Annotated in this window: 24 protein-coding genes; 17 read left to right on the top strand and 7 right to left on the bottom strand. The window is 60.3% G+C overall.

Annotation, left to right across the window (positions count from 1 at the left end):
- Positions 1-56: 56 nt before the first annotated feature.
- Positions 57-1,010, bottom strand: coding sequence for a transcriptional regulator FtrA (ftrA, locus tag CFBP1590_RS14060; RefSeq protein WP_004881915.1), 954 nt, complete (start codon positions 1,008-1,010; stop codon positions 57-59).
- 132 nt (positions 1,011-1,142) lie between these two features.
- Between ftrA and CFBP1590_RS14055 the strand changes: the two genes are divergently transcribed.
- The 4 genes from CFBP1590_RS14055 to treS all read left to right on the top strand — a co-directional run bounded on the left by CFBP1590_RS14055 (position 1,143) and on the right by treS (position 5,177).
- Positions 1,143-1,748 (top strand): DJ-1/PfpI family protein, encoded by a 606-nt coding sequence (locus CFBP1590_RS14055; RefSeq protein WP_004881916.1) that lies wholly within the window; start codon positions 1,143-1,145, stop codon positions 1,746-1,748.
- 301 nt (positions 1,749-2,049) lie between these two features.
- On the top strand, positions 2,050-2,298 hold the full coding sequence (locus CFBP1590_RS14050; protein ID WP_025993605.1) for a LysR family transcriptional regulator: 249 nt from the start codon (positions 2,050-2,052) through the stop codon (positions 2,296-2,298).
- Positions 2,295-2,915 carry a LysR family transcriptional regulator substrate-binding protein gene (locus tag CFBP1590_RS14045; RefSeq protein ID WP_088235296.1) on the top strand — a complete coding sequence of 207 codons (621 nt, stop codon included), beginning with the start codon at positions 2,295-2,297 and terminating at the stop codon, positions 2,913-2,915. Before CFBP1590_RS14050 ends, CFBP1590_RS14045 begins: the two co-directional genes overlap by 4 nt.
- A 195-nt stretch (positions 2,916-3,110) precedes the next feature.
- Positions 3,111-5,177: a maltose alpha-D-glucosyltransferase gene (treS, locus tag CFBP1590_RS14040; protein ID WP_004881919.1), complete on the top strand. Its 2,067-nt coding sequence runs from the start codon at positions 3,111-3,113 to the stop codon at positions 5,175-5,177.
- 327 nt (positions 5,178-5,504) lie between these two features.
- Here the strand turns inward: treS and CFBP1590_RS14035 are convergent, their stop codons facing one another.
- On the bottom strand, positions 5,505-7,262 hold the full coding sequence (locus tag CFBP1590_RS14035) for a sigma-54-dependent Fis family transcriptional regulator (protein ID WP_029242562.1): 1,758 nt from the start codon (positions 7,260-7,262) through the stop codon (positions 5,505-5,507).
- Positions 7,263-7,540: 278 nt separating this feature from the next.
- Here CFBP1590_RS14035 and CFBP1590_RS14030 point away from each other — a divergent pair, with 278 nt between their 5' ends.
- The 3 genes from CFBP1590_RS14030 to CFBP1590_RS14020 all read left to right on the top strand — a co-directional run bounded on the left by CFBP1590_RS14030 (position 7,541) and on the right by CFBP1590_RS14020 (position 10,881).
- A complete protein-coding gene (locus CFBP1590_RS14030; protein WP_029242563.1) occupies positions 7,541-9,022 on the top strand; it encodes a benzaldehyde dehydrogenase in 1,482 nt (493 codons plus the stop codon).
- A gap of 58 nt (positions 9,023-9,080) precedes the next feature.
- Entirely contained in the window at positions 9,081-9,848 is a 768-nt protein-coding gene (locus CFBP1590_RS14025) for a coniferyl-alcohol dehydrogenase (RefSeq protein WP_029242564.1), read from the top strand.
- An 85-nt stretch (positions 9,849-9,933) separates the two neighbouring features.
- Positions 9,934-10,881: a SphA family protein gene (locus CFBP1590_RS14020; RefSeq protein ID WP_025996743.1), complete on the top strand. Its 948-nt coding sequence runs from the start codon at positions 9,934-9,936 to the stop codon at positions 10,879-10,881.
- A 339-nt stretch (positions 10,882-11,220) separates the two neighbouring features.
- On the opposite strand, the gene mhpT is transcribed toward CFBP1590_RS14020, so the two are convergent.
- A complete protein-coding gene (gene mhpT / locus CFBP1590_RS14015) occupies positions 11,221-12,429 on the bottom strand; it encodes a 3-(3-hydroxy-phenyl)propionate transporter MhpT (RefSeq protein WP_029242566.1) in 1,209 nt (402 codons plus the stop codon).
- 331 nt (positions 12,430-12,760) lie between these two features.
- On the opposite strand from mhpT, the gene CFBP1590_RS14010 reads away from it, so the two are divergent.
- Positions 12,761-14,083 (top strand): OprD family porin, encoded by a 1,323-nt coding sequence (locus CFBP1590_RS14010; protein WP_088235295.1) that lies wholly within the window; start codon positions 12,761-12,763, stop codon positions 14,081-14,083.
- Positions 14,084-14,138: 55 nt separating this feature from the next.
- Here the strand turns inward: CFBP1590_RS14010 and CFBP1590_RS14005 are convergent, their stop codons facing one another.
- The gene (locus CFBP1590_RS14005) at positions 14,139-14,627 is read right to left on the bottom strand and encodes a MarR family winged helix-turn-helix transcriptional regulator (protein ID WP_029242568.1); all 489 of its coding nucleotides are present in this window, start codon (positions 14,625-14,627) and stop codon (positions 14,139-14,141) included.
- Positions 14,628-14,835: 208 nt separating this feature from the next.
- Here CFBP1590_RS14005 and CFBP1590_RS14000 point away from each other — a divergent pair, with 208 nt between their 5' ends.
- The 5 genes from CFBP1590_RS14000 (at position 14,836) to CFBP1590_RS13980 (ending at position 20,995) form a co-directional block, all read left to right on the top strand.
- Positions 14,836-15,666, top strand: a complete 831-nt coding sequence (locus CFBP1590_RS14000) for a p-hydroxycinnamoyl CoA hydratase/lyase (RefSeq protein ID WP_004882372.1) — start codon at positions 14,836-14,838, stop codon at positions 15,664-15,666.
- 100 nt (positions 15,667-15,766) lie between these two features.
- The gene (locus CFBP1590_RS13995) at positions 15,767-17,215 is read left to right on the top strand and encodes an aldehyde dehydrogenase (protein WP_088235294.1); all 1,449 of its coding nucleotides are present in this window, start codon (positions 15,767-15,769) and stop codon (positions 17,213-17,215) included.
- 150 nt (positions 17,216-17,365) lie between these two features.
- Positions 17,366-19,252 carry a feruloyl-CoA synthase gene (locus CFBP1590_RS13990; protein ID WP_163020307.1) on the top strand — a complete coding sequence of 629 codons (1,887 nt, stop codon included), beginning with the start codon at positions 17,366-17,368 and terminating at the stop codon, positions 19,250-19,252.
- A complete protein-coding gene (locus CFBP1590_RS13985; protein WP_088235293.1) occupies positions 19,249-20,484 on the top strand; it encodes a thiolase family protein in 1,236 nt (411 codons plus the stop codon). The genes CFBP1590_RS13990 and CFBP1590_RS13985 overlap by 4 nt, the downstream gene beginning before the upstream one ends.
- Before the next feature lie 148 nt (positions 20,485-20,632).
- Entirely contained in the window at positions 20,633-20,995 is a 363-nt protein-coding gene (locus tag CFBP1590_RS13980) for a hypothetical protein (protein WP_029242572.1), read from the top strand.
- A gap of 20 nt (positions 20,996-21,015) precedes the next feature.
- Here the strand turns inward: CFBP1590_RS13980 and CFBP1590_RS13975 are convergent, their stop codons facing one another.
- Positions 21,016-21,423 (bottom strand): RidA family protein, encoded by a 408-nt coding sequence (locus CFBP1590_RS13975; RefSeq protein ID WP_088235292.1) that lies wholly within the window; start codon positions 21,421-21,423, stop codon positions 21,016-21,018.
- A 142-nt stretch (positions 21,424-21,565) separates the two neighbouring features.
- Here CFBP1590_RS13975 and CFBP1590_RS13970 point away from each other — a divergent pair, with 142 nt between their 5' ends.
- The gene (locus tag CFBP1590_RS13970) at positions 21,566-22,483 is read left to right on the top strand and encodes a LysR family transcriptional regulator (protein ID WP_088235291.1); all 918 of its coding nucleotides are present in this window, start codon (positions 21,566-21,568) and stop codon (positions 22,481-22,483) included.
- On the opposite strand, the gene CFBP1590_RS13965 is transcribed toward CFBP1590_RS13970, so the two are convergent.
- A complete protein-coding gene (locus CFBP1590_RS13965; RefSeq protein ID WP_088235290.1) occupies positions 22,480-23,397 on the bottom strand; it encodes a LysR family transcriptional regulator in 918 nt (305 codons plus the stop codon). The genes CFBP1590_RS13970 and CFBP1590_RS13965 overlap by 4 nt on opposite strands.
- A 129-nt stretch (positions 23,398-23,526) precedes the next feature.
- On the opposite strand from CFBP1590_RS13965, the gene CFBP1590_RS13960 reads away from it, so the two are divergent.
- From CFBP1590_RS13960 to CFBP1590_RS13950, 3 genes are all read left to right on the top strand, one after another.
- Positions 23,527-24,285, top strand: a complete 759-nt coding sequence (locus CFBP1590_RS13960) for a 5-oxoprolinase subunit PxpA (RefSeq protein ID WP_004882364.1) — start codon at positions 23,527-23,529, stop codon at positions 24,283-24,285.
- Between the two features lie 114 nt (positions 24,286-24,399).
- Positions 24,400-25,272 carry a 5-oxoprolinase subunit B family protein gene (locus tag CFBP1590_RS13955; protein WP_029242577.1) on the top strand — a complete coding sequence of 291 codons (873 nt, stop codon included), beginning with the start codon at positions 24,400-24,402 and terminating at the stop codon, positions 25,270-25,272.
- Entirely contained in the window at positions 25,269-26,243 is a 975-nt protein-coding gene (locus CFBP1590_RS13950; RefSeq protein WP_088235289.1) for a 5-oxoprolinase subunit C family protein, read from the top strand. Before CFBP1590_RS13955 ends, CFBP1590_RS13950 begins: the two co-directional genes overlap by 4 nt.
- Positions 26,244-26,308: 65 nt before the next feature.
- Here CFBP1590_RS13950 and CFBP1590_RS13945 read toward each other — a convergent pair whose 3' ends face one another.
- Positions 26,309-26,881 carry a TetR/AcrR family transcriptional regulator gene (locus CFBP1590_RS13945; protein WP_058432444.1) on the bottom strand — a complete coding sequence of 191 codons (573 nt, stop codon included), beginning with the start codon at positions 26,879-26,881 and terminating at the stop codon, positions 26,309-26,311.
- Positions 26,882-26,963: the final 82 nt, after the last annotated feature.

Here is a 26,963-nt window from a genome sequence, read left to right as displayed (position 1 = left end):
TGATCGTGTCCCCCGTGGGGCACTCAGCGTTATACATAAGTCCGCCTTGACCCTGATCAAACCCGCGCAAACTGTTTGCGGTAGCTGCTCGGGCTGACACCCACCAGATTACGGAAGTGTCGCCGGAACGACTCTTCGGAGCCGAAGCCGGTTCGGTCCACCACCTCGTTCAGCCGCAACTTCGATGATTCCAGCAGCTCCTTTGCATACGCCACGCGCTCACCCAGCAACCAGTCATAGGGTGTAAGCCCCGTACTTTCCATGAAGCTGCGGTGCAAGGTGCGGGTACTGACTGCGGCGCGTGAGGCCATTTCCTTGATGGTGTGCGGCCGATTCAGGTCGCTGCGGATCCAGTCCATCAGATTGGAAATCGGGCCGTCGCTGGCCGACACCAGTTGCCGCGAGGCGTATTGCGACTGTCCGCCTTCGCGATGGGGCGGGATTACCATGCGTTGCGCCACCATATTGGCCACACGCGAGCCATGATCGTTGCGCACCAGATGCAGCATCATGTCCAGTCCGGCCGCAGATCCTGCCGCCGTAACGATGCTGCCCTGATCGACATACAGCTCGTTGGGCTGAATGGTCAGCCCCGGATACATGGTGGCCAGCAGGTCGGTGTAACGCCAGTGAGTGGTGACCTTGTGACCGTCGAGCAACCCCGCAGCCGCGAGCACGAACGCCCCGGTGCAGATCGAGCAGATACGCGCACCACGGGCGTGGGCGGCCTGAAGCTGTTCGATGAGGCGCTGTGGCACCTTTGATTCAACCCCGCGCCAGCCTGGCACGATGATGGTATCGGCGTTTTCCAACAGCACATCGCCCGGCGTCGGCACGATGGTAATGCCCCCGGCGGCCGTGATTGGCCCGTCATCGACCGGGAACGTCGCGAATTCATACCAGGTGACGCCCAGCTCGGGCCGTTTGAGGGCGAATACCTCGACCGTGCAGCCAAATTCGAAGGTGCAGAGCTGGTTATAGATCAAGGCGACAACGAGATGATTTTTCATGGCGCGATGTTACCGGATATTGGCATTTCGGACAGTAGTTCGTGCTGATGCTACTGGGTAATCTGAAGCCTGTCACTCAGGTGAATCCTTAACCCTGCATGTGGTCCGGCAACCGGACCCAGGAGCCATTTCGTGTCCCTCAATATCGGTATCTACGTGTACGACGACGTCGAAGTTCTCGACTTCGCGGGCCCTTACGAAGTGTTCACCACCGCTACTCGAATGCATGCGCGCAACAGTCGTGATGACAAGCCGCTGTTCAATGTCTTCACCATCGGCCGCAGCACTGCCTCTGTGCGTGCGCGGGCCGGTCTGAAGGTCGACCCGGACTTCTCGATCAATGATCACCCGGCCATGGACTGCCTGATCGTTCCGGGTGGCGTGGTCAATGCCGAACTGGAAAAGCCGGACGTCATTCGCTGGATCAGCGACCAGTCGGAACCGGGGCGTGTTGTCGCGGCCGTGTGCACAGGCGCATTCATGCTTGCCAAGACCGGCAAGCTGGCGGGCAAGCAGGTCACCACCCATTGGGAAGACATTGCCGATCTCAAGGAAATGTTCCCGTCGGTGGATGTTCTCAGCACCTTGCGCTGGGTCGACGAAGGTTCGTTCGTGACGTCGGCGGGCATTTCCGCCGGCATTGACATGAGTCTGCATCTGGTTGAACGTCTGCACAGCCGCGAACTGGCCGAGCGCACTGCGCTGCAACTGGACTTCGACTGGACCGAGAACGACTGATTCAGCTCCATCGCTCAACGCGATCTGTACCGCTTTACGGGTACATCGGATTTGATATTCCGGGTGACTGACAGATTTTCTGCCTTGTCTGGGGTCCTGCTGCCGGGCCATGCGCGCTGACGCATCTGTGCAGGACCCTTTCCAGAAACTCCAGCGGTTGCATGCACCCCCGACTGACCGATCTCTTTGTGCTGCCGATAAGCGAGCACAGGGGCATGTCATCGGGGGTTCTTGTATTTCCGACTCTTTCCCGTCAGCGCCAGGTCGTGCCTACCATCGCTTTATCCAGAGTGCAGGACAGATGAAAACCCATTTCTTCAAAATCGTTCAAACCGTTGCCCAGCACGGTTCGTTCTCGGAAGCTGCTGCCATTCTGGGGTGCAGCCAGTCGAACATCAGTTACGCGATCAAGGAAGTCGAAGATTTCTTCGAGAAACGCCTGTTCATCCGCAGTCGCTCCGGCTGCACACTGACGCCTGACGGCCGGGTGATTTCCCAGACCCTGGGCAGCATCATGGCGACGCTTGAACAACTAAAAAAAATGGGGTGAGCGGCAGTGTAACGATCCACTACTACACGCACATTCAAGAGACCAGCCTTGGCACTTCACTCGATTTTCTGGCCCGGCATTACCCTGACATCCATCTCAATGTGCTGCACGGCAGCGAACAGAATCCGTCGCTGGAGCCGTTGATAAAAGAAGCAGCCGATATCCTGATTCTCCCCAGCACCGTGCTGGGTGAGCACTACGTCGAGCATCATCACTGGTCCGATCACTACGTATTGGTCACCGCCAAAGGCAAGCACACGCAAACCCGCACCTTCACCGAACTGTCGCAGACTTCGCGCTATGTTGCCTGGCGCCATCCCGGTGTGGACCGTTTGCATCAGCAACTGGCGTCCGCGCAGGTCCGGCTCAGCCATCGCGGTGAACTCAGTTGTCTGGAAACACTGCTGGACCTGATCGCCCGACAGCATTGCATCTCGATTCTGCCCAGTGCCCTGCTCAACGGACACTTGCGGGAAGTGGAGCAGGTACCGTTGCCGGGAACGATCATGCGCCACATCAGTGTGGTGGCCCGCCCGACTTCGCTGATTTCCAATGCCGCCAGTGCAGTGATTCAGGCTTTGAAGAAGCCGCGCGTGCTGGCGGTTCAGCGGTATTGAGCAAACGCTCGACTGTGGACAACGTATTCCTTCGGCAAGTGATGGTGTGCTTGACGGAGGGCAGGCCTTGTCTCGTGAAAGCTACAGCCCGATGCAACGAATTGCCCCCATTAGGCTCATACCCATAGGTAATACATTCGGGGCGCTTGTTCGCAAGCGCCCAACGCCGCCGATTCGAGAGGAAGACTGGACGCTATGACGATACCGGACAAGCAGTATGTGGACTGGCTGGTCGAGCAATCGATGCTGAACGCTGCCAGACAGCGCGCCAAGACCTACTCGGGCCAGGGAAGACTCTGGCAACGGCCGTTCGCACAGGCCCGTCCAAGGGACGCATCCGCCATTTCTTCGGTCTGGTTCACCGCGTATCCCGCATCGATCGTCACCCGTGAGGGCTGCTCGGTGCTTGAGGCGCTGGGTGATGAAACGCTGTGGCACGCCTTGTCGGAAATCGGCATCCAGGGTATTCACAACGGCCCGCTCAAGCTGTCCGGCGGTTTGCAGGGGCGTACCCGCACGCCCAGCATCGACGGCAATTTCGACCGCATCAGCTTCACCATCGATCCTGAACTGGGCACTGACGCTCAACTGCTCAGCCTGACGCGCATTGCTGCGGCGCATAACGCTGTGATCATCGATGACGTCATTCCGTCGCACACCGGCAAGGGCGCCGACTTCAGGCTGGCCGAGCTTGCGTATGAGGACTATCCCGGTCTTTATCACATGGTCGAGATCCGCGAAGAAGACTGGCAACTCTTGCCTGATGTCCCGGCGGGCCGTGATGCGGTCAATCTGACGCCCGAGGTGGTCGACCAACTGCGCGACAAGCATTACATCGTGGGTCAGTTGCAACGGGTGATTTTCTTCGAGCCTGGCGTCAAGGAAACTGACTGGAGCGCCACTGATGTGGTGCAAGGCGTCGATGGCAAGGCACGGCGCTGGGTGTATCTGCACTACTTCAAGGAAGGTCAGCCTTCCCTGAACTGGCTGGACCCAAGCTTCGCCGCGCAGCAGATGATCATTGGTGATGCACTGCATGCCATCGACGTCTCTGGCGCACGCGTACTGCGGCTGGATGCCAACGGATTCCTGGGTGTCGAGCGTCGCGCTGAAGGCGCGGCGTGGTCGGAAGGGCATCCGCTGTCGATCACCGGCAACCAGTTGCTGGCCGGTGCGATCCGCAAGGCCGGTGGTTTCAGTTTTCAGGAGCTGAACCTGACGCTGGACGACATTGCCTCCATGGGCAATGGCGGTGCTGACCTGTCCTATGACTTCATCACCCGTCCGGCTTATCAGCACGCGTTGTTGACCGGCACGACCGAGTTCCTGCGGCTGATGCTGCGCCAGGTTCATGCGTTCGGCATCGATCCGGCGTCATTGATCCACGCGCTGCAGAACCACGATGAACTGACACTAGAGCTGGTGCACTTCTGGACGCTGCACGCCCACGACACCTATCACTATCAGGGCCAGACCTTTCCCGGCAACATCCTGCGCGAGCACATCCGCGAAGAGATGTACGAGCGGCTGACCGGCGAGCATGCGCCCTACAACCTGAAGTTCGTCACCAACGGCGTGTCCTGCACCACGGCGAGCATCATCACCGCCGCACTGGGCATTCGTGACCTGAGCACGATCACTGACGCGGATATCCAGCAGATCCAGCACATTCACTTGCTGCTGGTGATGTACAACGCGATGCAGCCTGGCGTGTTCGCGCTGTCCGGCTGGGATCTGGTCGGTGCGCTGACCTTGCCGGCCGAGCAGGTCCAGCACTTGATGCAGGACGGTGACACCCGCTGGATCCACCGTGGCGCGTACGATCTGGCCGACCTGGATCCGGAGGCGGAGCTGTCGGAAGGCGGCATGCCGCGTGCGCAGTCGCTCTATGGCAGCCTTGTCAGCCAGCTCAAGCGTCCTGACTCGTTCGCTTCGCAGCTCAAGAAGATTCTGGCGGTACGCCGCGCGTACGACATTGCTGCCAGCCGCCAGATTCTGATTCCTGATGTGCAGCATCCGGGTTTGCTGGTTATGGTGCACGAGTTGCCAGCAGGCAAGGGCACTCAGATCACTGCGCTCAACTTCAGCGCCGAGACCATCGTCGAAACGCTGCACCTGCCGGACATCGCGCCAGGGCCTGTGGTGGACATCATCAACGAGCGCGTTGAAGGCGACCTGACCGAGCAGGGTGAGTTCACCATTACGCTGGATGCTTACGAAGGTCTGGCGCTGCGTGTCGTGAGCACCTTGCCGATGATCTGAGCATCGGGGTCGTGATGCAGTCTGTGCCATCTGTGACGCGGAGCGTCACGGGCTGCATGCCCACGCGGAGCATGGGCACGATCGGTGTGCTTGAGGTCTACGATCGTTCCCACTCTGCGTGGTGACGCCTCCCAGAACGCTCCGCGTCCGCTCTTGAATGCGACGCGGAGCATGGGCACGATCAGTGTTGATGATGATCGTTCCTACGCTCCGCGTGGGAATGCCGCTCAGGACGCTCCGCGTCCGCTGTCGAATGCGACGCAGAGCAATGGGCGTTATAAGTGTCAGGCACGCCAGACTGTTTACAGGATACCGCTGCGTCCTCGCTCAGCCGTTCTGATGCTTCTTCATTCTGTAGGCAAACTGCGCACGGCTGAGCCCCAACAGCCGTGAGGCGGCTGCCAGATTTCCCTGACTCTTGGCCATTGCTTCACTGATGAGGCGATGCTCAAGGTCGTCGATGGAAAACCCTTCAGGCTGGCCCAGCGTGTCCAGCAGTGTGGATGCAGGTTCCGTATCGGGCTTTGAGCCCAGCGAAAGTCCTCCCTCGTGGTTCAGCGAATACGATTCGACCGGCATCGGTTCATTGCGAAAGATATGGATCAGGTCGATGGGCTGGCCATCTTCGCTGGCGATCAAGCCGCGTTCGATCAGGTTCTGCAGTTCGCGAACATTGCCCGGAAAGTCGTAGCGCAACAGGGTCTTCAAGGCGCGCATGGTCAGCCCGGCCGGGGTGCGGCCATATTCGTTGCAGAACCTTCTGAGAAACGCATTGATCAGCAGCGGCACATCATCCCGGCGTTCACGCAGCGGGGGCAGGGCGATGGGGTAGACGTTCAGACGATAGAACAGGTCCTCGCGGAAATCGCCATGCGCCACGGCCTGGCGCAAATCGATGTTGGTTGCCGCGACCACACGCACATTGACCTTGATGCCGCTTGATCCACCGACCCGCTCGATTTCCCTTTCCTGCAGGGCGCGTAACAGCTTGCTCTGTCCCGCAAGACTCAGGCAGGTTATTTCATCGAGAAACAGGGTGCCGCCATTGGCGCGCTCGAAACGTCCGGGCCGCGAGTGGGTGGCGCCGGTGTAGGCGCCGCGCTCGACACCGAACAGCTCGGATTCGATCAGGTTGTCCGGGATCGCTGCGCAATTGAGCGCCACGAAGGGTCCGTCCCGATGGCGACTGAACTGATGCAACTGGCGAGCGAACATTTCCTTGCCCACCCCCGATTCGCCACTGAACAACACGGTAGCGGGAGTCATGGCAACACGTTGCAGTGCCTGGCTGGCGGCATTGAACGCGGCACTCGCGCCAATCAGCGGATGCTCGGTACCCGTAGAGAGCGCTTCGCTCCAGGGCGCCGCCGAAGGTGCAGGTGGATTGTGCGGCGAGCTGGAGGAGACGACGCTCAGGTAGCCGAGGTCGCGTTCGACATCGCCCCATTGCTCGGCGGTCTTGCCGATCACCCGGCAGCAGTTGTGGCCCATGCCACGGCATTCCACCTCACGGAATATCACCATCTGCCCGAACAGCCCGCTGACGAAACCGGTGGCATAACCGATTTCGGTCCAGCACACCGGATCCTGGCTGATGCCATGGGACGCAAGATGTTCGTCGGCTTCACAGGAGTGGTGCCAGAGGAACTCACCTTCGTAAAACCCCGACTTCGCATCGAATTTGAAATGCAGCGGTTCGACCTTGGCCATGCCCTCAAGGGTGTGCAGGTGTGTGCCAGCGCGGAAAACTGCTGTGGCATCGGCGTTGGGCCAACGCTCTCGAATCAGTCTGGCATCCCGGGCGCCAGACAGGTAACCCGCCCGGGTAAACATGCCGCGCGCCTGCTCCAGACCCAGGCGTTCGATGATCTCCCGACGCAAGGTGCCGAATGACGAGCTGTGCAGCAGGAGCATGCGCTGGTCGTTAAGCCAGATGCGGCCGTCATCAGGAGAAAAGAACAGGCAACCGGTCAGTTCCTCCGACGTGGGGGATTGACCGGGATTCAACCCGGCGCTGTCACCTTGCGGCGCAAAATGCTGGGCGGCGAAATCCTGATCGGAAAGATGGCGAAGAGGGTTAGTCATTGTTATGCCCCAGGCCGAGAGTGATCGAAATGATGAAACGCTCAGATAGTTATAAAACATAACTTAATCAAATGAACAAGCCCGATGAGACATGCATTCGTTCGAATGTGACGTCCGACATATCAAAACAGGGCGCAAGCGTTGGATCCAGAGCGGTCGCGCAAAAATATGACCGTTCGATGGCAAAACCGGCACAGCGCTTGCTGAGGACTGAACACGGCGCAAGCGACCGTTCTTCGGTGCGCGGCGATTACAAACATAAAAGCCGGAGTTTCACCATGTCAGTGTCTGAGCCTGTGTCTTTGTTGCAACCCGCACTTATAGCCAACTGTATTTTCAACGGTGACTGGGTACCGTCATCAGCGCCTTTGCGTCCGGTGATCGAGCCTGCCACCGGTGAATTGCTGATGAACACCGCGATGGCGGATGCTGCCGATATCGCGGTTGCCTGTCGTGAAGCCGCCTTGGCCCAGCCCGCCTGGGCCGCGATGGGGCCACGCGATAAAGCCGAAATATTTTTGCTGGCGGCCGACCAGGCTGTCCGCTCGTTCGATGAACTGTCGTTGTATGTCGCGCGCGAAACCGGCGGCAGCCTGCCCAAAGGCGAGCACGAGGTGCGTGAAGCTATCGTGTTGCTGCGTCAGGCGGCCGGTATGTTGTCTCAGGCGCATGGTCACGGCCTGATGCTGCCCAGCGCGGCGGGACGGTTGTCGTACGCACGTCGTGTACCGCATGGTGTGGTCGGGATGATTTCACCGTTCAACTTTCCACTGGTCCTGTCGCTGCGCACCGTTGCGCCTGCCCTGGCGGCGGGAAACGCGGTGGTGCTCAAGCCGGATCCGCAGACACCGGTCAGCGGCGGTTTCCTGATCGCCCGTCTGTTCGAACAGGCCGGTCTGCCCAAGGGCCTGCTGCATGTGTTGCCAGGCGCTGCGGATGCGGGCGAGGCCCTGTGCCGCGACCCCAACGTGCAAATGATCACCTTCACGGGCTCCACTGCTGCAGGCCGCAAGGTCGGCGAGACGGCGGGGCGCAACCTCAAGAAGGTCTCGCTGGAACTGGGCGGCAAGAACCCGCTGATCATTTTGGAAGATGCCGATCTGGATCTGGCGGCTGGCAACGCGGCGTTTGGCGCATGGCTGCATCAGGGCCAGATCTGCATGGCGACCGGGTTGATTCTGGTCCACGAATCCATCGCCGCAGCGTTCACCCGTAAGCTGGCCGACAAGGCGCGAGCCTTGACCGTGGGCAACGCCGCGCGCGGGGAGGCCGCACTGGGGCCGCTGATCAATGCACGGCAGGTGCAGCATGTGCATGGGTTGGTCAGCGAAAGCATCGAGGCGGGCGCGCAGCTGGAAACCGGCGGCGAATACGATGGGCTGTTCTATCGTCCGACCGTGCTCAGCCATGTAAAACCGGGTATGCGGGTCTTCGAAGAAGAAGTTTTCGGGCCTGTCGCGGTTGTCGTGTCATTCTCCACGGATGAAGAGGCGATTGAGCTGGCCAACCGAAGCGAGTACGGCCTGGCGGCGGCGGTGATCTCGCCGTCAGTGGGCCGGGCGATGGCTATCGGTGATCGCCTCAAGTGCGGCTTGCTGCATATCAATGATCAGACCGTGGCGGACGAATGCATCAACTCCTTTGGTGGGCGCGGTTCATCAGGCAACGGCAGCAGCGTCGGCAGCCCATCCGACGGGGACGAGTACAGCCAATGGCAATGGGTCACGGTCAAGAATCAGCCGCCGGCTTACCCGTTCTGAAGCCTGTCGACAGTTTGAGAAGCACAGGCCCCACCCACAATAACAAGAGCGCACGACTATGAACCTGAACAACAAAACCCTGATTGTGACTGGCGTGTCTTCCGGTATCGGTGCCGAAGTGGCGAGGCTGGCCCGCTTCCAGGGGGCCAGAGTGATCGGTGTTGACCGCCACGAACCGCAACTGACCCTGGACAGCTTTTTTCAGGCCGATCTCGGCGACCCCGCCAGTATCGATGCGCTGATCGAAAAACTGCCCGTCCACATCGACGCGCTGTGCAACATCGCAGGTGTGCCGGGTACCGCGCCTGCCGAGGTCGTGGCCAAGGTCAATTATCTGGGGCTGCGCCATCTGACTCAGGGCTTGCTGCCGCGCATTGCGCCGGGCGGGAGCATCGTGAATGTCGCCTCGGTTCTCGGCGCGCAATGGCCGGAACGTCTGGAACTGCACAAGGCGCTGGCCATGACCGAGACTTACGCCGAGGGGCAGGCGTGGCTGGCGGCCAACCCGGTGGCGCAGGAGACCTGCTATCAGTACTTCAAGGAGGCGCTGATCGTCTGGACGTTCCAGCAGTCACAGGCCTGGTTCAGAGATCAGTCGGTCCGCATCAACTGCGTGGCGCCGGGGCCGGTGTTTACGCCGATTCTGGGAGACTTTGTCACCATGCTGGGTGAAGAGCGCATCGCCAGAGATGGCGCGCGCATGAAGCGTCCGGCCCAGGCCGATGAGGTCGCCGAAGTAATCGCATTCCTGTGCTCCGACGCGTCGCGCTGGATCAACGGGGTCAACCTGCCGGTGGATGGAGGGTTGGCGGCGACTTACGTGTGAAGGGATTCGGTTGATGTAAACCCCGGTCCTGCGTTCGCGTGATCGGGGCCTTGAAAACAACAATAAGAACCAAAGGAATTACAAGATGCAGAAGTCTATCTTGCGTACCGTCGTGGCCGCCTCATTGGTCGCCTTGTCTTCAACCGCTCACGCTTATGACTTGCCCGGTCTCAATCTGGGCAACACCAGCTTTTACGATGGTTCTCCCGCGCCGGACGGGCCGGGCTGGTATCTGGAGGAGTACGCCAACTTCGCCAAGGCCGACCGTTTCAATGACGTCAATGGCAACAAGTTGCAGTTACCCAAACAGGAAGTTGAAGTACTGGCGCTGACCACCCAGCTCATCTACGTCGCACCCCCTCTGGCCAATGGCGCGATGCCCGGCATTACGGCGATCAACACGTCGTTGGCGCACGTTGACGTCGATGACGGTCTGGGCAACTCGGCCCTCAGCTCCAGAGCCGGGTTTGGTGATTTGATCATCGGCCCGTTTCTGCAATTGCCGACGATTTCAAATGCCGACGGCAGTCCGCTGCTGACCCAGCGGGTCGAGGCTGACATTGCGATTCCGGTTGGCGCTTACGACCGCAATCGATCGATCAACCCCGGTAGCAACTTCTGGTCGTTCAACCCTTACTACGCCGCGACTTACTGGTTCTCGCCAAAATGGTCGGCCAGCGGCCGCTTCATGTACCTGTGGAACGGCAAGAACGACGACCCCCAGGCTGGCTTCGGCAACGCCTCCGACACCCAGGCCGGACAGGCCCTGCACGCCAACCTGACTTTGCAGTACGCGGTCAGCGAGCAACTTTCCGTGGGCCTCAATGGTTACTGGCTCAAGCAGTTCACCGATACCCAGGTGGACGGGCACGACGTGAGTGGCCGCAAGGAAAAGGTCTGGGCCATCGGGCCGGGGTTTCTTTACGCGTTCAGCAAGCAGAACGTGCTGACGGTCAACAGCTACTTCGAGCAGGGCGCTGAAAACCGTACGGAAGGCAACAAGGTGGTGCTGAACTTCCTGCACAAGCTGTAACGAAGAAAGGCGTCCGGTAAAAAGGGCGCCTTGCCAGCACTAGCGTCAGCTCAATGGCTAGCCGCTACTGAAAAAGTCGGTTTTTTTGTGGAAGATGCCCCTATGCCTCTGACACAGCGCTGTCTTAAAGCAAACAAAAGTCGTAGGAGCGCGCTTGCCGGCGATCTGCCGGGAACCGGCAGCAAAATCTGCCCACGCGGTGTATCAGATGCAACCTGGGGCTGCTGCGCAGCCCATCGCTGCCGTCGTAACCTCCGAGAGCTCCTACGCCCTCCGGGCAGAAGCAGGTGTGCGTGCATATCAGTAAATTATCTGGCGGGGATTCGCAAACACTGGGCTTCAACTCGCCGTCTTGAGTCTCGCCACCCCCGTTGAACGGGACAACACGGCAATCGCCGCAAGCGCCGCAATCACAAGACCCGGGGAGGTCGCCAGCAGCACACCGGCCGTTCCGGCTCCAGCCCCCAGCAGTTGACCGGCAGCCAGCGGACCTGCCACCGAGCCCAGACGACCGATGGCCACCGCAGCGCCCACGCCTGTTGCCCGTACGGCGGTCGGGTAGGCGGGCGGGGCCAGCGCATACAGCACCAGTTGCGCGGCCATCACGAACACGCCTGCCGCAAAGCCGGCCGCTGACATCGACACGATGCCCACCGAAAAGCCGACACCGGCCAGCGCGGCAAGCAAGCCTGCGTAGACAAACATCACGACCTTGATCCCGTTGCAGCGATCCAGCAGCATACCGCCGAGCAACGAGCCCAGGGCGCCACCGATGTTGAACAGCATCTGCACCATACCGGCCTGGGGTTTGCTGAAACCCTGGGCAATCAACAGGGACGGCAGCCAGTTGAGCAGCATGTACATGACGGTCAAAGTGAAAAAATAGCCCAGCCACAAGGCCAGTGTCGTGCGTACCCGGTCCTCGCCGAACAGCGCACTGGCGGTGGAATGACGCGCTTCAACTGCGTTCGTCTGTTGGCGAAATACACTGGATTCGGGCAACAGCACCATCATCAGCGGCACCACCAGCACAGGCACCAGGCCGCCGATGATAAAGGTTGTCTGCCAGTGCTCACTGGTGAACATCGCCACTACAGCTGCGAGCGCGCCGCCCAGCGGCACTCCCGAATACATGACACTGATCGCGAGCCCACGATGCCGCTCGCCTACGGCTTCGGCGCACAGCGCAATGAGGTTGGGCAGGGCGGCCCCCAGTCCCAGTCCGGTCATGAAGCGCACTGCCAGCAACCCGGAAAAGGTGTCGACGTAAGCGGTTGCCAGCGAGAACACGCCGAACAGCAGTACGGCGCTGATCAGGATCTTCTTGCGGCCGATGCGATCGGCAATCCAGCCACCAAAGAAGGCTCCGGGCAGCAGGCCGATGATGCCTGCGCTGAACACCCAGCCCATCATTTTCGGGTCCAGGGCGAAGGTCTGGCGCAGGCCGGCTGCGGCAGTGCCTGCAGCCTGCAGGTCGAAACCTTCGATGAGTGCGACGATAAAACACAGGGCGATGGTGAGCGTCGAACGACGCGATGGGGTGTTCATGGCGAGCCTCACTGTTGTTTTTGTTGTGGTCAGCGGCCTGACAGCCGTGGTCAGTTGGTCCACGAATCGGGTGACGATTAAGGTAACAAAAATAACTAAAAAAAGAACAGTAGGTGAATTGGGAGCAAAAAACGGGGTTTAGTCTTTTGATTTCAAGGATATCCGGCGTTTAGATCCGATTAATCAAAAAGTGATTAATTATATTAATGTTCGATTATCGGTCAGTCTGGATTGACGGCTGACTGGGTATGTCCCAATCCTTTGTCCACGACTCCTCGTTGGCACGATGAGAGTCGATGTCGAAAACAACAACAATAAGTGGACAACGGATATGCCAAGACTTCCCGGGGATGCTGAGAGGGCTGTACCTGCCTCATCTAATTCAGGCAAAACGTACACACTGGTGCTGGGGTTGATGGGAGTCAGCATGATGCCCGCTTCGCTGCTGGCCGAGGGGCTGGTCGCTGACAGCCATGGCACGCTGACCTTGCGCAATTACTACATGGATCGCGATTACAAGGACGATGGCGCAAAAACCGCCGCCCGAGAGTGGGCGCAGGGCTTCATTATGAATGTGGAGTCCGGATTTACGCCCGGCAAGCTAGGGTTCGGCCTGGATGCACGCGCTCTTGTCGGCGTGAAGCTCGATTCATCGCCTGACCGAAGCGGCACCGAACTGCTGCCGGTATCTGCCCGGGACGGCCGTGCCGCCGATGAGTATTCGCGGCTGGGTCTGACCGGCAAGATGCGCTTCAGCCAGACCACGATAAAAACCGGCGACGTTTCGATCTTTCTGCCTTTCGCGTTCGCCAGTCCGTCCCGCCTGCTGCCACAGACCTTCAGAGGCACCACGCTCTCTTCGAAGGAATTGGAGGGGCTGACGTTCAATGCTGGCTATATCGACCGGGTCAACAAGCGCGATTCGAGCAATTATCAGCCACTCGCCATTGCTTCGCCGAACCGGCGCTTCAACGGCGCCGCCACCTCATCACACATGGCCTATGCCGGCGGCGATTATCAGCTAAGCCGACAGCTCAGCCTGCGCGCCTATCACGCTGAAGTGGATGATCTTTACACTCAGAACACGCTGGCCTTGCTGCATCAATTGCCGTTGGGGGATGGCACGCTGACCACCGATCTGCGCAGTTTCTTCAGCCGCGACACCGGCAGCGCCAAGGCGGGCGAAGTGGATAACCAGAACCTCTCTGCGCTGGTGGGTTACAAGCTGGGCGGGCACAGCGTCAGTCTGGGCTACATGCATTCCAGCGGCGATACCGCGACACCTTATCTGTCAGGCACGGAACTCATGGGCCTCAGCGAGCTGACCATGAGTTCGGATTTTCTCAACGCCAAAGAGCGTACCTGGCAGGCCATCTATGATTACGATTTCACTGCGGTCGGCATCGTCGGGCTGCGCAGCCGTTTGCGTTACGTGCGCGGCGACAACATCGAACTGGCCGCCTTGAACGCTGACGACCGCAAGGAACGGGAGTTTCAGATGGAGTTGGGCTATGTGATTCAGAGCGGACCGTTGAAAAACGTCAGCCTGCTGGCGCGAAAGTCGATCTACCGCAATGACTTTCCGGCAGGGGCAGCCTTTCGCGATGAGAACCAGACGCGCTTTGTCGTGCAGTACGCGTTGCCGCTCTGGTGATCGTGGTTGATCAAAAGAGCGCCGACGACGCAGGCACGTCGTCGGAGGGCGTGTGTCAGGCCTGATAGACCTTTTTCAGCAACCGGAGCAGTTCCTCACGCTCCTGGGTATCGAGTGCCGAAGTGGAGTCCAGGTCGCTTTCGGCGGCGATCTGTTTCAGTTCCTTGAGCAGCGTTTCGCCGGTTTTGCTGAGAAAGATCCCGTACGACCGCTTGTCCGGTTTGCAGCGCAGACGGACCGCCAGTGCACGGCTTTCCAGCTTGTTCAGCAGCGGCACGACCTGCGGCGGCTCGATGGCCAGCGCCTTGGCCAGGTCGGCCTGCATCAGACCCGGATTCTTGTCGATGATCGCCAGCGCAGAAAATTGCGCGGGTCGCAGGTCGTGACTCGACAAACGTGCGATGAGGTTCTGGAAAAGTTTGAGCTGTGCCCGGCGCATGGCGTAACCGATCAGGTCATCCAGTGCGGAGTCCATAGGCAACGACGCCTCGGTAACCTGTGCCGTGGTTGGGCAGAGGGTGGCGATGTCGGATGGCTTGGCCATTGAAAATCCAGTCCTTTTGGGTGGTGAGCAATGTTTCCGGCAGTGTGCCGGTGTTCGCGAGCGAAGGCCATGGGCATTCACAGTTGTGACCAGCATATCCGAATGGAGTGCGGTAAATGTTAATTAAGGTTAATAACAGTTAATTGACATAACTAATTTTCCGGTTTACGTTTGATTCATCTCCCAATCAAAACAAGAGAGCACCGCGATGAGCACGTACGAAGGCCGCTGGACCACCGTCAAGGTCGAAATCGAGCAGGGCATTGCCTGGGTCATCCTCAATCGCCCTGAAAAGCGCAACGCCATGAGCCCGACGCTGAACCGGGAAATGATCGATGTGCTGGAAACGCTCGAACAGGATCCTGAAGCCGGCGTGCTGGTCCTGACGGGTGCTGGCGATGCCTGGACCGCCGGCATGGACCTCAAGGAATATTTCCGTGAAGTGGACGCCGGTCCGGAAATCCTTCAGGAAAAGATCCGTCGCGAGGCTTCCCAGTGGCAGTGGAAACTGCTGCGCATGTACGCCAAGCCCACCATCGCCATGGTCAACGGCTGGTGCTTCGGGGGTGGTTTCAGTCCGCTGGTGGCATGCGACCTGGCGATCTGCGCTGACGAAGCCACTTTCGGTCTTTCGGAAATCAACTGGGGCATCCCGCCGGGCAATCTGGTCAGCAAAGCCATGGCCGATACCGTGGGCCATCGCCAGTCGCTGTACTACATCATGACCGGCAAGACTTTCGATGGCCGTAAGGCTGCGGAAATGGGCCTGGTCAACGAAAGCGTGCCGCTGGCGCAACTGCGTCAGGTGACCATCGATCTGGCGCTCAATCTGCTGGAGAAGAACCCGGTCGTGCTGCGCGCTGCCAAACATGGCTTCAAGCGTTGCCGCGAACTCACCTGGGAGCAGAACGAGGATTACCTGTACGCCAAACTCGATCAATCGCGTCTGCTGGACAAGGAAGGCGGCCGCGAGCAGGGCATGAAACAGTTCCTCGACGACAAGAGCATCAAGCCTGGCCTGCAGGCCTACAAGCGTTGACTCGAATCCGGCATGGCCCGCTATGCCGGATGACCTGTTGAAGCTAATGTGATCAAACGCTGCGCTGTATTCCCGATAAATAGAATAAAGAGGAATCATCATGCTGGACGTGCCCCTGCTGATCGGCGGCCAGTCGTGCCCCGCCCGCGACGGACGTACTTTCGATCGTCGCAATCCCGTGACGGGCGAAGTGGTTTCGCGCGTCGCCGCAGCCACCCTTGAAGACGCCGATGCGGCAGTCGCCGCCGCTCAGGCTGCGTTTCCGGCCTGGTCAGCAATGGCACCCGGTGAGCGCCGTGCCCGTCTGATGCAGGCGGCCGAGCAATTGCAGGCGCGCAGCGCCGAATTCATTGCTGCAGCAGGCGAGACCGGCGCGATGGCCAACTGGTATGGCTTCAACGTGCAATTGGCGGCCAACATGCTGCGTGAAGCAGCGTCGATGACGACCCAGATCAATGGCGAGATCATTCCCTCCAATGTGCCCGGCAACTTTGCCATGGCCCTGCGCCAACCATGTGGCGTGGTGCTGGGTATCGCACCGTGGAACGCGCCGGTGATTCTGGCCACGCGCGCCATCGCCATGCCGCTGGCCTGCGGCAATACCGTGGTGCTCAAGGCCTCCGAACTGAGCCCGGCCGTGCATCGCCTGATCGGTCAGGTGCTGCAGGACGCGGGATTGGGCGACGGGGTGATCAATGTAATCAGCAACGCACCGGCCGACGCGCCCGCCATCGTTGAGCGGCTGATCGCCAACCCGGCGGTGCGTCGGGTCAATTTCACCGGTTCCACTCATGTGGGACGCATTATCGCCGAACTCTCGGCCCGTCATCTGAAACCAGCCTTGCTGGAACTGGGCGGCAAGGCCCCGTTTCTGGTGCTGGACGACGCCGATCTGGATGCTGCCGTGGAGGCGGCTGCATTCGGTGCCTACTTCAATCAGGGCCAGATCTGCATGTCCACCGAACGCCTGATCGTAGACCGCAAAGTAGCCGATGCCTTTGTCTCGAAACTGGCGGCCAAGATCGAAACGCTGCGGGCAGGTCCTCCGGACGACAGCACGTCTGTGCTGGGTTCACTGGTCGATGTCGGCGCGGGAACGCGCATCAAGGCGCTGATTGACGATGCCGTAAGCCAGGGCGCAAAACTGATTGCCGGCGGACAGCTCAAGGGCAGCATCCTGCAGCCCACCTTGCTGGACGAGGTCACCGACGGCATGCGCCTGTATCGCGAAGAATCCTTCGGGCCGGTTGCGGTGCTGATTCGTGGAGAAGGGGACGAGGAGCTGCTGCGCCTGGCCAACGACTCGGAGTTTGGCCTGTCGTCGGCGATTTTCAGTCGCGACACCACTCGCGCTCTGGCACTGGCGCAGCGGGTCGAGTCGGGCATCTGCCACATCAACGGACCGACGGTTCACGACGAGGCGCAGATGCCTTTCGGCGGGGTCAAGTCCAGTGGATATGGCAGCTTTGGCGGCAAGGCATCGATCGAGCACTTCACTCAGTTGCGTTGGGTGACGTTGCAAAACGGGCCGCGGCACTACCCGATCTGAACCGTTCACGTTGGCGCGGGCGGCCTTGTTTGGAGGCGTCGGTGCCGATCAGTCAGGCACAACAATAACAAGGCCGCAGCCAGCCGCTGCCACGCCCACCACGAACTGCCGTGCGGTTCGGTGTGCGCGTGCCTTGACGGAGAGACGATAGTGAGTTCCGAACCAAGATCCTCAACGCCGCATACCGAAGTCAATCCGCCACGCTACCGTCAGGTGAGCATTGGTCATCCTGCCGTTGAAATGCGCGAAGAGCGGGGCGTCCTGCACATGCGCTCGCTTGAACCGCTGGCCGAGTTGCCCAGGCGCTTGCTTGACCGGTTGGTGCACTGGGCCGATGTTCGTCCGCAACAGACGTTTGTCGCCGCCCGCGACAGCCTGGGTGGCTGGCGCACTGTCAGCTATGCCGAGATGCTGGACAGCGTGCGCGCCATTGCCCAGAGCCTGCTCAAGTATGAGTTGTCAGCCGAAAAGCCGCTGGCGCTGCTGTCGGGTAACGACATCGAACACCTGCAAATCGCGCTGGGGGCGATGTACGCGGGCATTCCCTACTGCCCGGTGTCGCCTGCCTACTCGGTGCTGTCCCAGGATTACGCCAAGTTGCGCCACGTTTGCGGCGTGTTGCGGCCGGGTCTGGTATTCGTCAGCGATGCAGCGCCTTTCCAGCGTGCCATCGACGCGGTGATCCCCGCCGATACGCCAGTCATCACCGTGCGTGGTCAGCTCGCCGGGCGATCCCATATCCGATTCGACAGCCTGCTGGTACAACCCGGCGGCGCCGAAGCCGAGGCTGCATTCGACGCCACCGGGCCGGACAGCATCGCCAAGTTTCTGTTTACCTCAGGCTCCACCAAGCTGCCCAAGGCCGTGGTCACGACCCAGCGCATGCTCTGCGCCAACCAGCAAATGCTGCTGCAGACCTTTCCGGTGTTTGGCGAAGAACCTCCGGTGCTGGTGGACTGGCTGCCGTGGAATCATACCTTTGGCGGAAGCCATAACGTCGGCATCGTGCTCTACAACGGCGGCACCTTCTATCTGGACAACGGCAAACCCACGGTTCAGGGCTTCGCTGAAACCCTGCGCAATCTCAAGGATATCTCGCCGACTGCCTACCTGACCGTGCCCAAGGGCTGGGAGGAACTGGTCAACGCGCTGGAGCAGGACGCCGAGCTGCGCGACCGATTTTTCTCGCGTATGAAACTGTTCTTCTTCGCCGCCGCCGGACTGTCGCAAAGCATCTGGGACCGGCTCGACCGGGTTGCCGAGCTGCATTGCGGCGAGCGCATCCGCATGATGGCCGGGCTGGGCATGACCGAGGCCGCGCCGTCCTGCACTTTCACCACCGGGCCGCTGTCCATGGCCGGTTACATCGGCCTGCCAGCACCGGGTTGTGAAGTACGACTGGTGCCGGTGGACGGCAAACTGGAAGGCCGTTTTCGCGGGCCGCACATCATGCCGGGCTACTGGCGTTCGCCGCAGCAGACCGCCGAGGTGTTCGACGAAGACGGCTTTTACTGCTCCGGTGACGCGATAAAACTCGCCGACCCGACAGCGCCAGAGTTGGGCCTGATGTTCGATGGTCGTCTGGCGGAGGATTTCAAATTGTCGTCCGGGGTGTTTGTCAGCGTCGGCCCGATGCGCAACCGCGCGGTACTCGATGGCTCGCCCTATGTGCAGGATGTGGTCATCGCCGCGCCAGATCGGGAATGCCTGGGCGCGCTGGTGTTCCCGAGGCTGCACGACTGTCGCCAACTGTCGGGGCTGAGTGCCGATGCCAGTGATGCCGAGGTCCTGACCAGCGCACCGGTTCGCCAGTGGTTCTCTGACTGGCTGGCTCGCTTGAACCGTGATGCCACCGGCAACGCCAGTCGTCTTGAATGGATCAGCCTGCTGGTCGAGCCCGCATCGATTGACCGTGGAGAAATCACCGACAAGGGCTCGATCAACCAGCGTGCCGTGCTGCAGTGGCGTGCAGCGATCGTCGATGCGCTGTATCGCGGCGAAGAACCCGACGTGCTGCGTGCCGGCCCTTTGAAATGAACGGGCAGTATTCGGCCCTCAACGACGTGGCGATCATCGAGTCGGTGCGCACGCCGTGGATCGATCTAGGCGGCGCGCTGGCGCGGGTGTCGCCGATCGATCTGGGCATAAAGGTCGGCCGTGAGGTCCTGGCTCGGGCCGCTATCAAGGCGGAGCGGGTCGATACCGTGCTGGCCGGATCAATGGCGCAGGCCAGTTTTGACGCCTACCTGCTGCCCAGGCATATCGGTCTGTACAGCGGCGTGGCGCAGAGCGTTCCGGCACTGGGCGTGCAGCGCATCTGTGCGACCGGTTTCGAACTGTTGCGTCAGGCTGCTGTGCACGTCGGTGCAGGCGGACAGCTCGCGCTGTGTGTCGCAGCTGAATCCATGTCGCGCAATCCGATTGCCGCCTACACCCATCGCGACGGATTTCGCCTGGGCGCTGGTGTGCAGTTCAAGGATTTTCTCTGGGAAGCGCTGTACGACCCGGCACCGGGCATGGACATGATCGCCACCGCTGACAACCTTGCACGGCGCCACAGTCTCACTCGTGAGCAGGTGGATGGCTATGCGCTCTCGAGCCATGAGCGAGCGCTTCAGACTCAGGTCAGCGGCAGGTTGAGCAGAGAAATCGTGGCCGTCACGCCCGAGCAGTTCGTGCTGGACGGTTATCAGCCCAGAGCCATCGAGTTGCCGCGCGGCGTGGACAGCGTGTCGCAAGACAGCCACCCGCGCGCTACTGATATGGCGGCGCTGTCGAGGCTGCGCTCCATCCATGCCGACGGTGTACAGACCGCAGGCAACAGTTGCGCCGTGGTCGACGGCGCGGCAGCTGCGCTGGTGGGCAAAGCGTCGGAAACGGACGGTCCGGTTCTGGCGCATCTGCTGGCCAGCGCCGTGGTGGGCGTGCCTCCTGAATTCATGGGCATAGGCCCGGCCCCGGCCATTCAGTTGCTGTTGCAGCGAAGTGGCTTGGGTCTGAACGATATCGGACGCCTGGAAATCAACGAAGCACAAGCCGCTCAGGTGCTCGCCGTTGTCCAGACACTGGAGCTCGATAGGGATCGTTTGAATGTCCACGGCGGATCGCTTGGCCTTGGGCATCCGCTGGCTGCAACCGGGCTGCGGCTGGTCATGACGTTGGCTCGCCAGTTGCGCGAAGAAAATCTGCGGTATGGCATTGTCGCTGCCTGTATCGGCGGCGGGCAGGGCATGGCATTGTTGATCGAGAATCCTGCGTTTGAGGGCTAGCGTTTCCACGACCCATAGAACCTGCTCAAACAACCCGGCCAAGGCCTGCAGGCCCCGGTTTCTATGGCGCTTATCATACCTTTATATAGCTTGACCAAACGCTGGCGAAGCGCGAATCTCGCAGGCTCAGACAACACGGATTGCATCCATGCGTACCCTCGCCGAACTCTCTTTCGATTTTATCTGGCATTTGATGTTCACGGATGAGGATCAACTCGAGCAGGATCTGGCTGTCCGGATGCTTGAAAATACGTGTGATCATCTGATGAAGATGACGGATGAGGAGAGAAGGGCGTTCATCACTGTGGCCATCGAACGGCGTGCCATCTGGCTGGCGAACGCAAGCGCCGGCTCTCGTTCGTCCAGGCAACGCGTTGCTGACGAACAGAAGCAGTTTCTCGAGGATGTGATATCCGGTCAGTTCTTCAGTCAGTTCGAAGAGCCGACGGTCCCCGACGACCATGACCGTGTCGTGCCTATCCGCAGTTATCGAAAAGGCGGCCAGCGCTAGTCTGGCCGCTGCTTACTCGATCAGTTCGCTCCGCCGTCAGGCAGCTTTGCAACCACCTTGATCTCGAATTCAAAGCCATAAAGCCAGGTCACGCCAACGGCGGTGACGGTCGGATAGGGTGCATGCCCCCAGTACTGCGGCACCACCGTGTTCCAGATATGCTCGAACTTCTTCTCCGGATCGACGATGAACAGGGTGACGTCCTGTACATCGCTGAATGTGCATCCGGCCGCCTCCAGCACGGCATTCAGGTTGCAAAACGCGAGTTGCACCTGCTTGTCCGGATCGGGTTCCGGCGAGCCGTCCTCGCGACTGCCGACCTGACCGGAAACAAACAGAAGACCATTGGCGCGCACTGCTGGCGAATAGCGATTGCGTTCATAAAGGGCCTGGCGGCCTGTCGGGAATACCACGTCACGCTGTGTCATGAGCTTTCTCCATCCAAAGGTCGCAGTGACCTGTCATTCAAGATGGATCGACTTTAGGCGCTTGCGCTGGACGGATAAACGCGCAACTGTAGTCATCACTGTTTGGTAATCCCAAACAATCAGGCATAAACACGGGGCGAGAATGGATCGGTTCGATGCGATGCAGGCGTTTGCACGAGTGGTGGAAACTGGCAGCTTCACCAAGGCCGCCGGCACGTTGCACATGAGCAAGACCAGTGTGACGCAACTGGTGCAACAGCTTGAGGCCCGTCTGCGGGTCAAGCTGCTCAACCGCACTACGCGCAAGGTCAATGTTACCGCTGATGGCGCAGCGTATTACGAGCGTGTGATACAGCTGCTGGCAGACATGGACGATGCCGAGACCAGCCTGTCCAGTGCTGCGGCATTGCCACGAGGCCGACTACGGGTGGACGTACCCAGCCCCTTCGCCAGCCTGCTGCTGATGCCGGCATTGCCTGCTTTTCACGCGCGCTATCCCGACATCCAGATCGACTTGGGGGCCAGTGACCGAGTCGTCGATCTGGTTCGAGAGAATGTGGACTGTGTGCTGCGTGGCGGAGAGATCACTGATCAGTCGCTGATTGCACGACGGGTCGGGGATCTGCGGCTGGGCATTTACGCGACGCCCGGCTATCTGCAGCGCATGGGAACGCCGGACCATCCGAAGGACCTCGAGAACTCGCATCACCGGATTGTCGGTTATCTGTGGGCACGCACCGGCAAGGCGCTGCCTTATGCCATGCATCGTGGTGAGGAAAGCGTTCATGTCCACGGTCGTTATGTGCTGGCGGTGGACGACGGCAATGCCTATCTGGCTGCCGGCCTGGCAGGAATGGGTGTCATCTGGCTTCCCGACTACATGGTCCGGCCTCACCTAGGCAGTGGTGATCTGATGCCGCTGTTCGAAGACTGGCGTATGGACTCGATGCCGATGTATGTAGCTTTTCCGCCGAACCGGCATGTCAGCGCCAAGGTGCGTGTGTTCATCGATTGGGTTGCGGAACTGATGGCCGAGCATGCCCCGGTCAATGCGCGTTAACGGCGCGCCGACAGCTGTTGCGGGGCCAGAAAGGCGTCGTGAAAGTACTGACGAAACGCCTGCATCGCCGGACTGAACGCCCGCTCGCGATGCCAAGCGAGACCTACGCTCATGGGCGTAACCTTGTCTGTCACCGTGATGGTTTCGATGCGTTTGCCTTCCAGCGACCAGGGCCGGTGCACCAGATCCGACAGGATGGCCACGCCGCTGCCGTTGGCGACCATGCTGCGCACCGCCTCGACCGAACTGGTGCGCACCCGCACGTTGGGTTTCTGGCGGGCCATGTCCCAATAGCGCATGGCACTCTGCTCCGCTTCGTCGACGGTGAGCAGGATATATGGCTCTTTGGCCACATCCGCGAGGCTCACCACATCACGCTGACACAACGGATGATGGCTGGGCAGCCACAGGCGACGCTCGGAATTGAACAGCGTTTCGGAAACGATATCCGGGTGAGTGATGTTCTCAGTGAGCACCACCGCCATGTCGAAACAACCCTCCAGCAAACCCTGTTCGATGGCCTGACGTTCCTGCTCATGGACCTGAATCGATACGTCCGGATGCCAGTGTTCCAGCCGTTGCAGGTGGTGGGGCAGGAAATAGCCTATCACCGTGTAACTCGCGGCCAGGCGCAGCAGCCCGCTGGCGCGCACGTCAGGCAGCGGGCTGTTCAAGGCATCGTCGACGCTGCGCAGGATCACATAGGCGCGGTTGAGAAAATGCCGCCCGGCGTCGGTCAGCGTCATGCCTTGTGCCGAACGCTGGAACAGCAGACTTCCCAGAATGTGCTCCAGCTCCTTGATTGCTGTGGTCACCGCTGACTGGGAGATGTTCAGGTGAATGGCCGCCTGGGATATCTGGCCGATCTCTGCAGTGGCGACAAAATAGCGAATCTGGCGAAGGGTGAGGGACATCGTCTTTCCTTCAGGCAGGCCATCTGATTTATAGATAAAGGTTTATCTGTTAATAGATCTACCCAAGGGGTCAGGAGAAATCTAACGTTGTCTGCGTCAGATCGCAATTTCATGTCAGGAGGGTGCGACATGCGGACAGTCGATTTCAATTCGGACATGGGTGAGAGCTTCGGTGCCTGGACCATCGGTGATGGCGTGGACACCGAGCTCATGAAATTCATCAGTTCAGCCAATGTGGCCACCGGTTTTCATGCGGGCGACCCCGGCACCATGCGTCGTACGGTCGAGCAGGCCAAGCGCCTTGGGGTTGCCGTCGGGGCGCATCCGGGGTTTCACGATCTGGTCGGGTTCGGCCGTCGTCATATTCAGGCCCCAGCGCAGGAACTGGTGGACGACATGCTCTACCAGTTGGGCGCCTTGAGAGAGATCGCTCGCGCCCAGGGCGTAACGCTGCAACATTTCAAACCCCACGGCGCACTTTACATGCACCTGGCCCGTGACGAGGAAGCAGCCCGTTTGCTGGTCGAAAACCTGCAGCGCGTAGAGCCTGCGTTGTTGCTGTACTGCATGCCAGGCTCAGTCATCTGCAGAGTCGCGCAGGAACTGGGGCAGCCGGTCATCCGTGAGTTCTACGCCGACCGCGCTTACGATCTCAGCGGCTCGATTGTCTTCACCCGAAACGTGCAGGCTTACGATCCGGCAAAAGTGGCGGCTCGGGTGCTGCGTGCCTGTCAGGAAGGCGTGGTGCAGACTGTCGAGGAAGAGGATCTGGCCATCGAGTTCGATTCCATCTGCCTGCACAGCGACACGCCAGGTGCGCTGGATCTGGCCGAAGCCACGCGCAGGGCGCTGGACAATGCCGGTATTCTGGTGAAAGCGCCCCGATGACCCTGCAAGGACACCGGCACACAGATGCCGGGTCCCGTTACCGTTTGCCTGCCGTTCTCCAACCCATTCAAGAGGAACAGACATGGCCGACTATCAATTCAGCGGAGGGCGGGCATGAACGATCCGATTCGCTACAGTTTCGGTGCCGACGAACACCTGTTTGCCGAGGTCAGCGAAAGCATGTCGCTGGAAGCCTTCTTCAAGGGCATGGCGGTGACCCGTGCTGTGGAACGCCTGCAACTCGATGGCGTGCTGGACGTGTGTCTGGCCAATGCTTCATTCCAGATCCGCTTTGATCCGGACCGGATTGCGCCCCATGCGTTGCTCGATGCCGTCAGAACCGCAGAGGCAGGTGCGGTCGCAGAGCGCACGCTGCAGACCCGCATCATCGAGATTCCGGTGCTTTATAACGATCCCTGGACCCACGAGACCCTGATGCGCTTTCGCGACCGTCATCAGGACCCGAGCGGCACGGACCTGGAGTATGCCGCACGGATCAACAATCTGGCCGACGTCGACGCCTTCATTGCGGCTCACAGCGGCGCGCCGTGGTTCGTGTCGATGGTGGGTTTCGTGGCCGGGCTGCCATTCATGTTTCAGATGGTCGAGCGCGAGCGTCAGTTGCAGGTTCCCAAATACCTGCGTCCGCGCACCGACACGCCGAAACTGACCCTCGGTCATGGCGGCTGCTTTGGCTGTATCTACTCGGTGCGCGGCGCAGGCGGCTACCAGATGTTCGGCGTCACGCCAGCCCCGATCTACGACCCGCAGCAACAATTGGCGTATCTGAAAGAGCACATGGTGTTTTTCAGGCCCGGCGATATCGTTCAGTTCAAACCCATCGATCGTGAGGCGTACGACCTTGCTGTTGCCGAAGTGGACGCAGGTCGATTCGATCTGCGCATCCGTCCGGTCGAGTTCTCTCTCGATAGCTTTCTCGCCGACCCGGCCGGTTATCCGGCTTCGCTGCAGGAGGTGCTGGCATGATCAAGGTACTTAAACCGGGCTTGGCGACTTCAGTTCAGGATCTGGGCCGCGAAGGGTATTACCACCTGGGCATTCCGCCTTCCGGCGCGCTGGACCAATATGCGCTCAGCGCAGCCAACCAATTGGTCGGCAATCCGCCGGGCGCTGCGGGTCTGGAATGCACGCTCGTCGGGCCCGAACTGGAGTTTCAAACCGACGCATTGGTCGCGGTGTGCGGCGCGCACATGACGCCCCGTCTGGATGGGGTCGATATGCACCATGACACGGCATTCGCGGTGAAAGCGGGGCAAGTGCTGCGTTTCGATTTTCCCAAGGACGGCGCTCGCGCTTATGTGGCGGTGGCAGGCGGTATCGATGTGCCTATGGTGCTGGGCAGTCGCTCGACCTACACGCTGGGCGCGTTGGGCGGTTTTGAAGGGCGACGTCTGGCTGCTGACGATCAGTTGGCAATCGGTGTACCCAGTGGCAAAGGCCGGGCGGGAGCCAGTCTGCCGATGGCCTTGCGTCAGTCGCTGGGCGGTGAGGTGTATCTGCGCGTGGTGCCGGGGCTGTACTACGAGCGCCTGACGGAGTATGCGGCGACCAGCTTTTTTTCCGAATCCTGGACGGTGGGTTCCGAGGCAGACCGCATCGGCTATCGCTTCAAAGGCGGCAAGGCGCTGACCTTCCAGCCACGCGAGCAACCGTTTGGCGCTGGCTCCGATCCCTCCAACATCGTCGACAGTTGTTATCCGATCGGTTCGATTCAGGTGCCGGCCGGGCTGGAACCCATCGTGCTGCATCGCGACGCGGTGTCCGGCGGCGGCTACGCAATGATTGGCACGGTGATCAGCGCCGACCTCGACCTGATCGGGCAGATGCAGCCCAATCAGAAGGCGCGTTTCGTTGCCGTCACCCTTGAAGACGCCTTGCAGGCTCGCAAGTCGTACAAAAAGAAACTGGCGTGCCTGAGCCGGTTATTTGAATCCTGACGGGTCGGGTGTTCCGGGCGGCCGGCTGAGTATCGCCGGCCTTGCCCAGCTGAAGCAGGAACGTCTCAAGACAATTTTTCGGCCTGGACGAGCATCGTTGCCCGGCAGGCTTCGAGTATTTCGTCCGCCAGTTTCGAATCGTTCGGCACAGCGCGTGACAACATGACCGCGCCCACCGCATGGGCCAGCATGTCCAGCAGTGCTGCGCGTGACGCCTTGGGGGCCGCTTCCTGAGTCGATGAATCAGGCGCCATGGTTTTCAGCAACTGCTCAATACCGTTGGCGAAGGCGTTTTTTACGTCGTCGGACTGGCGCGATGCGTCTCCGCCAAGAGCAGCCATGGTGCAGCCGGTCGCAACGTCGTCGCGGTGTTCCCGGCTCAGGTAATACTCAATGAAGCGGGCAGGGTTGACGCCCGCCGACTGTTCCACGATTTTCGACATGCTGCAGGCAGCTGCTTCAGCCATCAGGTCGGACTTTGACCCGAAGTGCTTGTAGAACCCGCCATGGGTGAAGCCTGCAGCAGCCATCAGGTCCGCCACTCCCACCCCGTCATATCCGTGTTCGCGAAACTGCACCGAGGCCGTTTCGACAATGTGCGCGCGGTTCGCTTGCGCCTGCGCTTTGGTGACCCTCATGAGATGCCTCTATGTGTATGCGATCCAATATGCACGCACTATAGCATTGATGTTAACCGTCATTAAAGTTGTTGACGAATAA

This window comes from Pseudomonas viridiflava (assembly GCF_900184295.1).
Taxonomy (GTDB): Bacteria; Pseudomonadota; Gammaproteobacteria; order Pseudomonadales; family Pseudomonadaceae; genus Aquipseudomonas; species Aquipseudomonas viridiflava.
This window is presented reverse-complemented; position numbering and strand designations above follow the sequence as displayed.